This window comes from Microcoleus sp. A2-C3, assembly GCF_036706065.1.
In the GTDB taxonomy this organism is placed as follows: Bacteria; Cyanobacteriota; Cyanobacteriia; order Cyanobacteriales; family Microcoleaceae; genus Microcoleus.
In genome coordinates this window covers 33,968-48,837 of sequence record NZ_JAUBVX010000014.1, presented here as the reverse complement: position 1 = coordinate 48,837, position 14,870 = coordinate 33,968, and the positions used below count along the sequence as shown (strand labels likewise).

Sequence of the window (14,870 nt, the reverse complement as noted above, 5' to 3'; positions counted from 1 at the left end):
TTACAAGTTGCCAATTACAACTATCAACTGTCAACCGTCAACTGTCAACTAACAACTGTCAACTGACTAATTAATTATTAATTGATTTAAAATGTCTGTCAAACAATTACATTACGAGGCTTTACTAGCTCAGTACAGCGAATTTTCGGCAGCGATCGCCCTGCTGAAAAAATATCGGCTGTACATGGAGATGATTCCGAGTATTCGCCGCGCTAACGAAAGTTTAATTACCATTCCATTGCCCATTGCGCGCTTGCGGGAGGGGGTCTCCTATGCTGGAAGCGGGGGGACTAGCATATCGCCCGGACAGGCAGTTTGTTTGCCCTGCGATTTGGTGATTTTGATGTGCGATCCAGAGTGGAAAGTTAAAATTGGGGTGGAAATTTTGGTTTTTATTCACCGCCCTGGTGAAGATTTTTCTGATTTGTTGGGCCGCTGGCGACAGTGCCAGGTTTGGCTGGATAAAAGTTACGAGTGGGTGATGCCGTACCGCTATAAGCATATTTTCAGCGATGAAGCTGAGGCTGTTCATCCGCTATTTGTTTTGTTTGACGAAACGTCCGATCGCATTCAGCGCGGTTTGATGGCTGCTGGTTTGCCATTTGTTGTTGAAAGTTTTGATTTGGCGGTTGAGGAAGCAGAGGATGAAGAGTTTATGGGTAGGCGAGAATTGGGGAATATGGGTGAAGAAAGTTATGAGTTGTAGGCTGGTGGTGCGATCAATAATCAGGTCTGTTTTTTCAGTTGACAGCTTTTCAGTTGACAGTTGACAGCTTTTCAGTTGACAGCCACCTCTACCTGGAAGTCCGAGGATTGGAGTAATGAATAGTCGGATTTTAATTTCTCCTCGATCAGGATTCCGGCTTTAAACCAATTCTTTCTGGTAATGGTAAAGGGTAATTGGTAATCAGTGTGTTATATTTTGTTAATTAAATTTGATTTGAATATTTAATTAACAAAATTAACCGCAGAGAACGCAGAGGGCGCAGAGGGGAGAGAAAGAGTAAATTAGAAATTTATTTAGATGAGTACAATTTTTTATTAAACAGGAGCTATTGAGATGAGGTTGTTAAAATCTTGGCGTTTAGTTTTATTAGCTCTAGTTTTTGGGATGGCTGTAATTCTATCAAATTGCAGCACTAATTCAAACACGGTTAGCAATAATTCTCCAACTCCGACAACTCCCGCCGCGGTTCCACCGGGCGCTTTAGTGTACGGTGCGGGCGGGCCGCCTGTCAATCTGGAACCGGGAAATATTACTGATGGTAATTCGGTGATTGCGATCGACCAAATCTACAATCGCTTAACTGATTTCAAACCGGGAACGGTGGAACTCGCACCGAGTCTGGCGACTGAATGGTCGAGTTCGACGGATGGCAAAACTTGGACTTTTAAATTGCGATCGGGTGTCAAGTTTCACGATGGCACGGATTTTGACGCGGATGCTGTTAAGTTTAATGTCGATCGCTGGTGGGATGCCAAAAATCCTCAAGGTTATCGAGATTCGGGGAAAACTTATCAAATTTGGAAAGAATTTTTTGCTGGATTTAAGGGCGATAAAGATTCCCTGGTAAAGGATGTTACCGTTGTGGATAAGTCTACGATTAAGTTTGTGTTAAATCGGCCTTTTGCTGCCTTTCCTTCAGCGATTGGGTCGGGTTATTTTGGGATTGCGAGTCCGGTGGCGGTGAAAAAAGCGGGTGCTAAATACGGTACTCCGGGGTCGCTGGCGGTGGGTACGGGGCCTTTTGTGTTTAAGGAATGGCGATCGGGCGATCGCATTATTTTAGAAAAAAATCCCAATTATTGGAAAGCAGGAACACCGAAAGTAAATCAGTTGGTACTTCGTTTTGTTGACGATCCGGCGGCGAGACTGGCTCAATTGCGGGCCGGTCAACTTGATTTTACTGTGGATTTAACGCCGGATCAATTGAAAGAAGTGCAGGCGGATGCTAATTTAGAAACTGTTTTGCGACCTTCTTTTAATGTGGGTTATTTAGCGTTAAATCCGAGTTACGCGCCTTTGTCGAAACCGGAGGTGCGGCGGGCGATCGCCCAAACAATCAACAAACAAGCCATCGTCAAGGCTTTCTGGGGAGAACTTGGCAAATATGACTCGCAATTTGTTCCGCCGGCGGTGAATTTGGCGCAGTCTGACAAAGTTAAAGATTACGAATTTAACCCGCAGCAAGCTAAAGCAATCCTGGCGAAAGCCGGTTATCCGAACGGTTTTGATTTGGATTTGTGGTATATGCCGGTCAGCCGTCCCTATTTTCCCACGCCGAAGCCGATTGCTGAGGCTTTGGCGGCGGATTTGAGCGCGATCGGGATTCGGGTAAAGTTGCTGACGAAGGATTGGTCTGCTTATTTGGCCGATCGACTAAAACCTCCAGGATTTCAATCTTTTATGATGGGTTGGACTGGAGATTATGGCGATCCAGACAATTTTTATTATCCTCACTTCGGGCCTGGTTCCACAGCGGATTTAGGAAATTGGAAAAATCCCAAAGTTTTGGAACTTTTGGATCGGGGGAGGGCGAGTGGGGATAAAGCAGCTAGGGCGAAAATTTATGCAGAAGTTAGCGAGATTTTGCATGGGGAAGCTGTGCGTTTGCCGATCGTACATTCGCAGCCACTTTTAGGGAAACGCAAGAATATTCAAGGTTGGATTCCGAGTCCTTTGGGATCTGAGTCTTTTGAGGATGTTAGTAAGTCTTGAGAATTCCTGCATAGATAAGACGGCGGTTGAAACCGCGCCTACACAGACAAAACCCGCCTCCGCGGGTTGAAGACAATAATGGAGATGAAAATGCGACAAAATACGATATCATCAGTTGCGAATTACTACTTATAAAAATGGCTAAATATATTCTTAAACGTTTGCTGGGAATATTGCCAGTTTTGTTCGGAATCACGCTGCTGGTATTTGCTTTTTTGCATTTGATACCGGGAGACCCGGCGACTGTACTTTTGGGAGAACGGGGAACTCCCGAACAAGTAGAAATTTTGAGAGCTAGGTTGGGTTTAAATCAGCCTTTACCTTTGCAATATTTGGCTTTTTTAGGGAGTTTGCTCCGCTTTGACTTGGGAAATAGCATTATTAGCGGAATTCCGATAGTTGATGAAATTAAAATTCGCTGGCCGGCTACTTTAGAACTTTCGGTGGCGGCGATATTGGTGGCAGTTTTTATCGGAATTCCGGCGGGAATTTTGGCTGCTGTTCGGAAAAATAGCTGGCTCGATAATCTAACCATGAGCGGTTCCTTAATAGGCGTATCTTTGCCGGTGTATTGGTTGGGTTTGATGTTGATTTATTTGTTTGCTGTTTATCTAAAATGGCTACCTCCCAGCGGCAGAATTAGTGTAGATTTGGGGTTTAGTTTTAAGTCGATTACTGGTGTTTATGTTTTGGATTCTTTGCTGAGGTGGGATTTGGTGGCTTTCCGGGATGCGATCGCCCATCTCATCCTCCCAGCCTTGACTTTAGGAACAATCCCTCTGGCGATTATCGCTCGCATCACCCGTGCTGCTATGCTGGAAGTGATGCAGCAAGATTATATCCGCACGGCGCGGGCTAAGGGTTTGCCGGAATTTTGGGTGATTTTGAGACACGCTTTAAAAAATGCGTTTTTGCCGATCGTCACAACTATTGGTTTACAGTTTGGCACGCTTTTAAGCGGCGCGATTCTGACAGAAACGATTTTCTCGTGGCCGGGAATTGGTTCCTGGATTTACAGCGGTATTCTGGCGCGGGATTACCCAATTGTTCAAGGTGGAGTAATTTTTGTGGCTGTGACTTTTGTACTAATTAATCTGGCGGTTGATATTTCCTATGCTTTTTTTGATCCGAGGATTCAGTACCGTTAATTAAAGTAGATCAGATTCGGCGATTAAAATCGCATCTACACAAACAAAGATCGGATTCGGCGATTGAAATCGCATCTACACAAACAAAGTCCGCCTGCGCGGACTGAAAGAGTAGGTATAAATTAAACAGAAAATGCTTGTTTAACATCCGGCTGTAGCAGGTAGTAAATGCTAGCGATCGCAAAACCAAGAGATAGAAAATTGACTGCTGCACCTGCGCTACCAAACATTTTGGCAATTTGCGTGACGACGGCGATTACATGGATCATTAATGTTCCAGTCCAAGCCCATTTTTTTAGTTGAAACAAACCCCATGTTAAGATTAAGGAAATAATTCCGATAATTATCGCGATCGCCGAAAAAATTGCAATGAACCCGCCGATGACAGTGCCAACTTTGGCACCGAATCCCACCGCGCCGAGACCGCCCAAAACGCCTGCAAAAAGTAAGATGAACAAGCCGTCAAGGAGACTGAAGATGCCACTAATTAACTGTAAGATTGCCAGAACTGTAACGCTTTGAGGACGATTCATTTTTGGGCTTTTCCATTTTTAACGGATTTGCAAAATATTTTAACCTGTTGTGGGCACAGAGCCGATCGATATTCAGGATTTGACCACCTTGCGATCGCCAAACCGGGTTTATGAGAGTCAGCGTCTTAATATTGTGTGGTTTTATGCCCAAAGTGCGATCGCCCAAACAACTCACAACCTAGTTGAGTAGGTGTCGCCGCCCCAGGTAAGCCTCTGCTGAGAGTGAGTTTCGCGCGATCAAAGTTTGGGCCCACCACTTTAGGCTGAAAAAACTTAACATTATTTAATAATTGGCAAAGATTAGCTATAATTGTTGATAGGTGCAGGTTGGGGAACTTTTTTTAAATCACCCGATCGGATGAGTCTCAAAGACGATGCCAAGCATCAAAAAAAATTTTACTTTTAAGTTAATCCTGAGATTTAAATTAGGTAAGTCGGTATGATCGTTAGCCCCAAAAAAGAAACTGCTCAGGTTAAGGTGGAAGATACTCAGACAGCAGACACCAAGGCCCCAGAGACTAAAATTGCAGATAATAAAACCGCCCAAAAGCAGTCTCCGAAGAAACCGGCGCGGAAGATGTCGCGGTGGGCTATTGGTTTAGCCGCCGCCGGGTTGCTAGCTGTACCGACTACCATATATATAGCAAAAAGTCGATCGCAACCGAAAGTAGATGCGATCGCCGCGATGACAGTGCCGGTAGAAGCCCAAAACCTCACAGTGCGAATCACATCTAGCGGTACGGTGCAGCCGGTACAGCGCGTGAATCTCAGCCCCAAAGGCTCAGGGCGCATCGCAGAATTATTTGTCGAACAGGGCGATAAAGTTGAAGCAGGACAAATCGTGGCCCGCATGGAAAGCCGCGATGTAGAAGCTCAACTGGCTCAAGCTAAAGCCCGCGAGGCCAGCGTGCGAGCCAAACTTGCCAAAATCGAAGCCGGAAATCGATCGGAAGACATCGCCAGCGCCAGAGCGCGCTTAGAGCAAGCCGAAGCCTCTCTCGCTCAACTCCAAGCCGGCAGTCGCGTAGAAGAAGTTGCAGGAGCCAGAGCCCGCTTGCAGCAAACTCAAGCTAACTTGCAGCAACTGCGGGCCGGCAGTCGTGTAGAAGAAGTAAACCAAGGGCGAGCTCGTTTAGCCCAAGCTCAAGCTCGTTTAGCAGACGCTCAAACCGGCAGTGTTAAACAAGAAATTGCCCAAGCACAAACGCAAATTGAATCGAGCAAAGCCCAAGCTGAACTAACAGCTAAGCGGGTGGAACGTAACCGCTCGTTAGTACAAGAAGGTGCCCTTGCTCAAGATAAACTCGATGAATTGATCAAAGAAAATCGCACTGCTCAAGCTAAATTAACAGAATCCCAAAAACGCCTGCAACAACTGCAAGAAAGCCGGAAATCGCAAATCAAGCAACTGCAAGCTGCTGTGGATGTCGAACAGCAAGCATTCAAGCAGTTACAAAACGGTACGCGATCAGAAGGAATTACCAAAGCTGAGGCAGAAGTTGCCGAAGCTAAAAGCAAATTAGCACAATTTGAAAACGGCAACCGTCCCGAAGAAATTGCTAAAGCCGAAGCAGCAGTTGCTGAAGCAAAAAGCCAATTAGCTGTCCAAGAAAACGGCGCTCGCCCGGAAGAAATAGCTTCCGCGAAAGCTGATTTAGCCGAAGCTCAGGCTCAAGTCCGCTTTCAAGAAGTACAATTAGGAGATACAAAAGTTCGCGCTCCTTTTGCGGGAGTTATTACCCAAAGATACGCGATTGAAGGAGCTTTTGTAACTCCGGCAACTTCGGCATCGGAAGCGACTTCGGCAACTTCGACATCGATTGTCGCTTTGGCTAGAGATGTGGAAGTTTTGGCGAAAGTGCCGGAAGCAGATATCAGTCAAATTAAACCGGGTCAAATAGTTGAAATCGTGGCTGATGCTTATCCCGATAAAGTGTTTAAAGGTCGCGTTAAATTGATTGCACCGGAAGCTGTTAAGGAACGGGATGTGACTTTGTTTCAAGTGCGCGTGGCCATTGACTCTGGCAAGGATTTTTTGCAGTCGGGAATGAATGTTGATTTGAGATTTGTCGGTGAAAAGCTCAGTAATGCTTTGGTTGTCCCGACGGTGGCAATTGTGACGAATAAAGGTCAAACAGGTGTGCTAGTGCCAGATGAGAAGCAGCAGCCGAAGTTTCAGCCTGTGACTGTGGGTTCGACTATTGGTAACAAGATTCAGATTTTGGAAGGTGCTAAGGCGGGCGATCGGGTTTTTACTGAACTTCCTGCTGGTAAAAAGTTGGAGGATATTATTAAGAATCAGAAATAGTCATTAGTCATTAGTCATTAATTTGTAGGGTGTGCACTGCGCACCGGTTGACTAAGCTTATTCCAGACAATTTTCCTTGCTTTAAGCATGACTAATCCGAACGTGAAATAGCGGTTTAAGGCGTCTTATATGCCTCAGATTTAAGACATTGACTTTCTCTGGCATTGCGCACGCAAAATGATTAGGTGGTAAGTCCTGATTTTCTGAAATTTAGTCAACCCATGCTTATTGCTTACCCGACAAACTTAACTGGTGCGCATTGCGCACCCTACAAACTAATAAAATCGACCTATGGATATTTTTGAAAGTGTCAAAATGGCTGTCACAACTTTGACAGCAAATAAGTTACGCAGTAGCTTGACCATGTTAGGAATTATCATCGGTAATGCTTCTGTAATTTCGATGATTGGTATCGGTGAAGGTGCTCAGACGTTTATTGCGGGACAAGTTAACTCTCTGGGGTCAAATTTGCTGTTTATCATTCCCGGAAGTCCTGAAGCCCAAAGCCGCCCGGTGATTCCGCCTCAGACTTTGGTGTTGGAAGATGCAGAGGCGATCGCCTCTCAAGTTGCTTCTGTCCAAGAAGTTGCACCAACTCTCAACGACAGTCAACTTGTTACTTACCGCAATAAAAACGTTTCATCTTCCATTGTGGGAACTACTCCCGAATTTCTGACAGTCAGAAGCTTTGATGTTGGTCAAGGTCGATTTTTAAACAAATTAGATTTAGAAAGACAGGAAAATGTAGTTACTTTGGGATCCGAAGCTGCGGAACAATTGTTTGGCAATACACAGCCTATCGGTCAATATGTTCGCATCAAAAATTCGACTTTTCAGGTGATTGGAGTGATGCAGTCAAAGGGTTCGACTTTTGGCGACAATCAAGATATGAATGTTTATTTACCGCTGACAACGATGGCTAATCGGATTGTAGGCCGCTCGTCTCCCTACGGTACTAAGGTAACATTTATTTCTGTGTCTGTGAAAGATGAAAAGTTGATGCGGGCGGCGCAATTTCAGATTGAAAATTTGCTCAGATTGCGCCACAATATTACTAAGGAAGATGATTTTACTGTCCGAAATCAGAAGGATTTAATGAATACTTTGGGGAGTATAACTGGTGCTTTGACTCTGATGCTGGCTTTTGTGGCGGCGATTTCGCTGTTTGTGGGCGGCATTGGGATTATGAATATTATGCTGGTTTCTGTGACGGAACGTACTAAGGAAATTGGGCTGAGAAAGGCGATCGGTGCTTCGGGGCAGGATATCTTGATTCAGTTTATAATTGAGGCTGTGATTTTGTCTGCTGCTGGTGGTGCGATCGGTACTGGATTCGGTATCGGCGGTGTGCTTTTAGTGTCTGCTTTTACTCCTTTGCAAGCTAGCGTGTCTCCAGTGGCGATCGCCCTTGCGGTTGGCGTTTCTGGCAGCATTGGCTTATTTTTCGGCATTGTACCAGCAAAACAAGCTGCTAAATTAGACCCGATTGTCGCACTTAGAAGTGCTTAATTAGTTTGTTGACGGTTGACGGTTGACTGTTGACTGTTGACGGTTGACGGTTGACTGTTGACTGTTGACTGTTGACTGTTGACTGTTATAAAAATAACTCATAACCAATAACCAATAACCAATTTATGAATTTTATTGAAAGTGTTAAAATGGCTGGTCAAACACTGCTAGCAAACAAAACTCGCAGCAGTTTAACGATGATTGGCATGATTATCGGAAACGCTTCGGTAATTGCGATGATTGGTATTGGACAGGGAGCACAAAAATTTGTCAGCGGACAAGTTCAATCCCTGGGCACAAATGTATTGATCGTGAGGCCAGGAGTACCCAATGCTAGGCGAAGTTCGATCGCAAGTGCGCCTCAAACATTGATAGTAGAGGATGGTCAGGCGATCGCCTCTCAAGTCCCTTCCGTCCAAGGTGTCTCTGCAGAACTCAACAGTTCAGAGATTGTTCGCTACGGTAACAAAAATGTTTCGTCTCTAATTTTTGGTACGATTCCAGAATTTCTCACCGTCAGAAATTTTGAAATGGCTAAAGGGCGATTTTTGACTCAACTCGATGTTAAGCAAAACAATCAAGTTGTAGTGCTAGGTTCAGAATTGGCCGAGAAACTGTTTGACAATGCTAACCCCCTCGGCGAACAAGTGCGAGTCAAAAATGTCAGTATGAAAGTAATTGGAGTATTAGCGCCCAAAGGCACATCTTTTGGTACGAATTATGATAACTCGGCTGTTGTGCCGATCGCCACAATGGCCAACCGCATTGTCGGGCGCAAGTCTCCCTACGGTTTAGCTGTCACTTCGCTGTTTATTTCTATTCAAGATGAGTCGAAAATGGACGCGGCTCAATTTCAGGTAGAAAACTTGCTCAGACTGCGGCACAAAATTAGCACAGAAGATGACTTTACGGTCAGAAATCAGAAAGATTTAATGGCGACATTGGACTCGATTTCCGGGGCCCTGACACTGCTGTTAACTGCTGTTGCTAGCATTTCTTTGTTGGTTGGCGGGATTGGAATTATGAACATTATGCTAGTGTCTGTGAGCGAGCGGACTCAAGAAATCGGGCTGAGAAAGGCGATCGGGGCTTCCCAACAAGATATATTGTTTCAATTTATCGTCGAAGCTATAATTTTATCGGCTGCTGGAGGGATAGTAGGTACTTGCGTAGGTGTCGGCGGTATTTTGCTCGTAGGTAATTTTACGCCCTTGCAAGCTGGTATTTCCCCTATGGCGATCGCCCTTGCTGTCAGCGTGTCCGGCACAGTGGGCCTCTTCTTCGGCGTTGTCCCCGCGCGTCAAGCCTCCAAACTCGACCCGATCGCAGCATTAAGAAGTGCTTAACTAATAATCACACATATAATATACTTAAGTAAATACCGAGATCAGTAAATACCTAATGTTACAGTTTGATTCTAACCGCGATATATATATCTTTAAATATTAATAAAACCAGTGGGATTGTACATAGTGAGCAAAATTCATGTATGAGAAATTACAAATAAATCCGGAAACTTTATAAAAATGAGTGAAATATTAAAGATTCAATAAAGTTGTAGTCCGGGTATTTACGTAGTAAGCGGAAAGTCTAATAATATAAATGAGAAGCAAACAGACATGAGCACTTATCAATGCTATGATTCTTTGCTATAATTTAATGAAAAATATCACATAAATACCAATGGCTTCTATTACCAGTAGTCCTAAATTCGACTTTCTCGAAGGAACTTCAGCAGCAGACACAATTAGCGGCTTGGATGGCAACGACATAATTTATGCCAAGGGCGGAGATGACTTTCTTGAAGGCGATCGAGGTAAAGACAAAATCTGCGGCGACCAAGGCAACGATACAATTGTCGGCGGCGCAGACGAGGATATCATCTGGGGTGGCAAAGGCAACGACCTAATTTCGGGCGACTCTGGCAACGATACAATTGTCGGCGGCGCGGGTAGCGATACAATGGCCGGCGGCCCGGGCGATGACATTTTTGCGATCGCGAAATTGAACGGTGGCCCAACGGTAGCAACAGCCGACTACATCACCGACTTCGGCAGCGGCAACGATAAAATTCAATTGCTAGACGGCCTGACATTTAACGACTTAAACATCCAGCAAGGCACAGACGCCAACAGCAACAGCACGGTAATTCAAGATAAACTCACGGGGGAATATTTAGCAGTATTGCCAGGAGTTAACAGCAGCAGTGTCAACCGCGACAACTTCACAACTCAACTATCGGCAAATCCCGTCAGAGAGTGGAACGCAATAATTCTAGAAGCAGTGCAGACAAATAATACCGCGCCTCCGGCAGCCGCCCGCAACATGGCAATCATGCACGCAGCCATTTACGACTCGGTAAACTCGATTAGCAAAAAATACAGCCCTTACCGCGTCAGCATAGATGCACCAGCAGGCACATCAGAAGAAGCTGCCACAGCAGCAGCAGCCCACCGCGCCTTAGTCAACCTTTACCCAGCACAAGCAGGTAAATTCGACGCAGCATTGCAATCATCTTTAGCAACAATTCCCGACGGCAAAGCCAAAACAGACGGCATCGCCCTCGGACAACAAGTTGCCGACCAAATTATCAGTTGGCGCAGTACAGACGGCGCGGACAAAACAGTCACGTACCAGGGCAAAACAGACCCCGGCAGTTGGATACCGACTCCCCCAGCCTTTGCAGCGGCGTTGCTGCCCCAGTGGCCGAATGTGACTCCCTTTGCCATGACTAGCGGTTCCCAGTTCCGCCCGCCCGGTCCCCCCGCCCTCGACAGCGCCAAGTATGCAGAGGAGGTCAACTTCGTTAAAGAATTCGGCAAAGTTGACAGTCTGACGCGAACACCAGACCAAACAGCGATCGCCAAATTCTGGGCCAACGGCGCAGGGACGTTTACTCCCCCGGGCCACTGGAACCAAATCGCCCAAGAATCATCGGCCCTCGCCAGCACATCTTTGGAAGATAGCGCCCGCTTGTTCGCCCTGCTAAATATTGCTTCGGCAGATGCAGCTATTAGCTGCTGGGATGGCAAGTATGATTACAACTTCTGGCGGCCGATGACAGCTATTCAGCAAGCTGACAGAGACAACAATCCCAACACGACAGCCGACCCCCTGTGGACGCCGCTGCTGCCAACTCCGCCCTTCCCGGAGTATACGTCAGGACACAGTACCTTTAGCGGTGCAGCCGATGCGGTTATGAGCTCTGTATTTGGTTCGGATTTTGGGTTTGCCGATCGGGGAGACAAATCTATCAACAGTTTGCGAACCTTTGAAAACTTCAGCCAAGCGGCCGAGGAATCGGGGATGAGCCGCCTTTACGCAGGGATTCATTTCATGAGTTCTAACATGGACGGTTTGAGTTCCGGTAGAAATGTGGGGAATTATGTTGTCCAGAATTTCTTAGTTTAGGACAGTGGTGAGTCGATCGGGAAATGGAAAATGGAAAACTTGTTATTTTCTATTTTCTAAGTGGGTGCATCTCTAATTTTGCAAATAAAAGAAAAAAGCATTGCACACCTTACCGCTACAAGTAGCGCGTCAAGCCACGCTTTGCGTCCAAGACTTACTATTCGAGCAATTCTACAGTGCCGAGATATCCGTCTACCCGTACTTTTTGACCGTCTCGAAAGCGCGTTGTAGCTTCAGCAACATTCATGACTGCGGGAATTTTGTATTCGCGAGCGATAATTGCTCCGTGAGAGAGTTGGCCGCCAACTTCGGCGATAATTGCTGTTGCTCCTAATAATAGCGGTGCCCAACCTGCATCGGTGTAGGGTACGACAACGATCGCACTTTCGCCTAAATCTGTGGTGACACTCCGGCAAATCTTGACAAAACCTTCGACGCAGCCGATACTTGCGGGGATTCCCTGCACGATAGCGGTTGTTGATGTTGCGAGGTCGATCGCCCTTTTGGAAGAATTTGGCAGCAAATTGCCGTAGACTACAGGCGGAATCGGGCGATCGCGATCGGCTAACAGGCGATCGCGCCTTTGGCTAATCGTATCTTGAAAACAAACATTTGCAGCACTGCGAATCCACTGCTGAATCTCCCCAAATTCCAGATAAAAAATATCCCCAGGTTCCTCAAATACCTGCATTTCCAACCCGCAAGCTTCAATCTCCAGAAAAGTCCAGCGTAGGTGAGCCAACAAACGAGCGTAAACTTCGCTAATTTGGCTTTTAACTATAGCTCGCTCCTGACATTTATTTAAGCGCCATTTTTGAGCAAAAGTCAAGCTTAACTTACCCGTTGCTGCCAAATTAGCAACAGCAGGTTTTTGAGCCAGAGTTAACAGCAACTTTCGGTAAAATTCCGGCTGTTCCCGCCAAGTAGGAACAGCAATATCCGTTCCCACTTCGCTCAAATATCCGTAAGTATTAAGCCACTGTTCAAAGTCTGCTTGTAAAGCCGGAGTTTCAGCAAAAAATTGTGCTAACTGTGGGGTTGAAACAGTTTCGCCCAATTGCAAAATAGCAGTTGTTCGCAACTTTTCAGCCAACTGCTGTAAAGCTCGCACCGAAGCGATTTCAGGAGCAGTATTATTGTCAAGCCATTCATCGTCAACCTGAAAAATTGCTTTACGAATTGCCAGCCCGATCGGCCCTAAGATATTGTAGTAAGTAATCGGCTTCAGCCACTCCTGAATTTGCTCAGCTCTGGCCAACAATTCCGACAAATACTGATAATTGGGCATTGGGCATTGGGCATTGGGCATTGGGCATTGGGAATCGGGAATTGGGCATTGGGCATTGTTACTATTATCAACTGCCAACTGCCTACTATCAACTGACTTCTCCAGACTTTGGAGTGCGGGGATAAAAACAGAAGTGCGATCGCCCTCAAAATCTGCATTTAGCGCCCGCTCCCGCTGCAACAAACGCCACAAACCGGGCAAATTGGGCAAAATCTTCCCCAAAGGCGGCTTACCCATCTTCTGCCCTCTGAGCAAAAATTCCAAACCCTGCTCCGGCAATCCCATCATCCGAAAAATTTCGCCCAACAAAGTCGCGTTAAAATAGGCGTGGGAACCAAGCAAAGTTGCTGTTTCATTAAAATTTAGATTGGCAGCTCTTTCCCCTAAAACAACCTTAAATATTTCTCCCCAAACCCCGCAAGTCAGCGGCCGATTAATCGACCAAGTTAGCGGGCGAATTGCACCGGGAATCACTTCTGCCGCAATAGTCCGCGTCCAAAACGGCTGCAAATTAGTAATCGGGCGGCTTTGCAAAATCCAAACTTTTTCCCCATCCCAACTCCACTCAATATCCTGCGGGATGCCATGAAAAAAGGCTTCGATGGCTTGCGCTTGTTTGACTAATTCTGCGATATTTTTTTTATCAATAATTGAACTAAATTCTAGGGCGCTTAAATTTTGATCTAAAGTTTCAGGTTGACTAAAATCCACTTCCAAATGAACCGGAGTAAGTTGCCCGCCGACAACAGATGCAGCACCTGCCGGCAAAGCTTCAATAATGATTTGAGAACCGCCATCTAAAGGATTGCGGCTGAACATAACTCCGGCAATTTGGCTTTCAATGTAAGGCTGAATCAAGACAGCCATTTGAGTGTCGGGGAGTTGTCGCTGGCGGCGGTAAGCCACAGCTTCGGAAGTCCAATAAGACTGGCGGCAGCAATTAATGCCGTTGAGCAATTCTGCTTCAGTCAAAACAGGCCCGATGGTTTGATATTGTCCGGCGGCGGAACTAAAATCGCCATCTTCTCCCGCAGCAGAAGATCGCACAATTATGCGGTTGGGGATTTTAGCTTTGAGGTTTTGAATGACAGAATTACTGATTGAAGGGCGATCGGCATTTTCCTCATTCCCTCTTCCCTCTTCCTTCTTCCCTCTTCCTTCTTCCTTCTTCCCTCTTCCTTCTTCCTTCTTCCCTCTTCCTTCTTCCTTCTTCCTTCTTCCTTCTTCCTTCAAATATGGCAAAATCCAGCCCGAAGGAACATTAAAACCAGCGCGTTTTAGTTGAGACAACTTAGCAGCCTTATCGCCACAGATTGTAGCATCCAATGAGTCATCGAGAGAAAACAATTGTTCCGATTTAGATAAAGCCATATCATCACCCTGACGGATATTAATCGCTGCTAATAAAACTCCCAATCCGGCTGCTGCTAAAAATTCGGGCATTGATTGACGCCACACCCAAACCCAGAGAGGAGTGCACAGACAGCCGCAGCGGGAAGCAAATAGTCTCGCCCGATCGCCATTTTGCCACCACCGCCGTGCCAAAGCCCACACCAGCAGCCCCCAGATGCCCGACGAGACAGCCACCGGCGGCGAAAATACTAAAAGACCCCAAACTGCATTAGTGACACCTCCACCTCCGGCGATCGCATATCTAGCAGCGACTAGAGGAATCAACAGGGCGATCGCAATTTGCGGTGCATCCGGGAAGTAAAATCGGCCCGCCAAAACCGGTAAAATACCCCTGCCAACTTCCGCCAACACCGCAGCAATCCCCGCCAATTTCCCGCCGTGAATGAAAGCAGCCGAAACACCAACATTCCCCGTACCCAACCGCCTCAAATCACCGCCGCCCAACAGTCGCACCGCCCAGCTAGTAAGCGGCAAAGCACCGAGGGCAAAACTGGCAGCTAACAGCAATGCCATTGTCAACAGCGACATAAAATTAGCCCCA

10 protein-coding genes are annotated in these 14,870 nt (G+C 46.3%); 8 read left to right on the top strand and 2 right to left on the bottom strand.

What is annotated here, in order from left to right:
- The first annotated feature begins 91 nt into the window (after window positions 1-91).
- From QUB66_RS10350 to QUB66_RS10340, 3 genes are all read left to right on the top strand, one after another.
- Window positions 92-706: a hypothetical protein gene (locus QUB66_RS10350; protein WP_265235648.1), complete on the top strand. Its 615-nt coding sequence runs from the start codon at window positions 92-94 to the stop codon at window positions 704-706.
- Between the two features lie 354 nt (window positions 707-1,060).
- On the top strand, window positions 1,061-2,719 hold the full coding sequence (locus QUB66_RS10345) for an ABC transporter substrate-binding protein (RefSeq protein WP_332969684.1): 1,659 nt from the start codon (window positions 1,061-1,063) through the stop codon (window positions 2,717-2,719).
- A gap of 137 nt (window positions 2,720-2,856) precedes the next feature.
- Window positions 2,857-3,867 carry an ABC transporter permease gene (locus tag QUB66_RS10340; protein ID WP_332969683.1) on the top strand — a complete coding sequence of 337 codons (1,011 nt, stop codon included), beginning with the start codon at window positions 2,857-2,859 and terminating at the stop codon, window positions 3,865-3,867.
- Window positions 3,868-3,989: 122 nt separating this feature from the next.
- On the opposite strand, the gene QUB66_RS10335 is transcribed toward QUB66_RS10340, so the two are convergent.
- On the bottom strand, window positions 3,990-4,400 hold the full coding sequence (locus tag QUB66_RS10335) for a hypothetical protein (RefSeq protein WP_332969682.1): 411 nt from the start codon (window positions 4,398-4,400) through the stop codon (window positions 3,990-3,992).
- A 49-nt stretch (window positions 4,401-4,449) separates the two neighbouring features.
- Here QUB66_RS10335 and QUB66_RS10330 point away from each other — a divergent pair, with 49 nt between their 5' ends.
- The 5 genes from QUB66_RS10330 (at window position 4,450) to QUB66_RS10310 (ending at window position 11,628) form a co-directional block, all read left to right on the top strand.
- Window positions 4,450-4,590: a hypothetical protein gene (locus tag QUB66_RS10330; RefSeq protein WP_332969681.1), complete on the top strand. Its 141-nt coding sequence runs from the start codon at window positions 4,450-4,452 to the stop codon at window positions 4,588-4,590.
- A gap of 249 nt (window positions 4,591-4,839) precedes the next feature.
- On the top strand, window positions 4,840-6,708 hold the full coding sequence (locus QUB66_RS10325) for an efflux RND transporter periplasmic adaptor subunit (RefSeq protein WP_332969680.1): 1,869 nt from the start codon (window positions 4,840-4,842) through the stop codon (window positions 6,706-6,708).
- 291 nt (window positions 6,709-6,999) lie between these two features.
- Complete coding sequence (locus QUB66_RS10320; protein ID WP_332969679.1) at window positions 7,000-8,217, top strand: ABC transporter permease; 1,218 nt, start codon at window positions 7,000-7,002, stop codon at window positions 8,215-8,217.
- 125 nt (window positions 8,218-8,342) lie between these two features.
- Window positions 8,343-9,563 (top strand): ABC transporter permease, encoded by a 1,221-nt coding sequence (locus QUB66_RS10315; RefSeq protein WP_332969678.1) that lies wholly within the window; start codon window positions 8,343-8,345, stop codon window positions 9,561-9,563.
- A gap of 337 nt (window positions 9,564-9,900) precedes the next feature.
- Window positions 9,901-11,628, top strand: coding sequence for a chemotaxis protein CheB (locus QUB66_RS10310; RefSeq protein ID WP_332969677.1), 1,728 nt, complete (start codon window positions 9,901-9,903; stop codon window positions 11,626-11,628).
- Between the two features lie 157 nt (window positions 11,629-11,785).
- On the opposite strand, the gene QUB66_RS10305 is transcribed toward QUB66_RS10310, so the two are convergent.
- Window positions 11,786-14,857, bottom strand: coding sequence for a glycerol-3-phosphate acyltransferase (locus tag QUB66_RS10305; RefSeq protein ID WP_332969676.1), 3,072 nt, complete (start codon window positions 14,855-14,857; stop codon window positions 11,786-11,788).
- Between the last annotated feature and the right edge of the window lie 13 nt (window positions 14,858-14,870).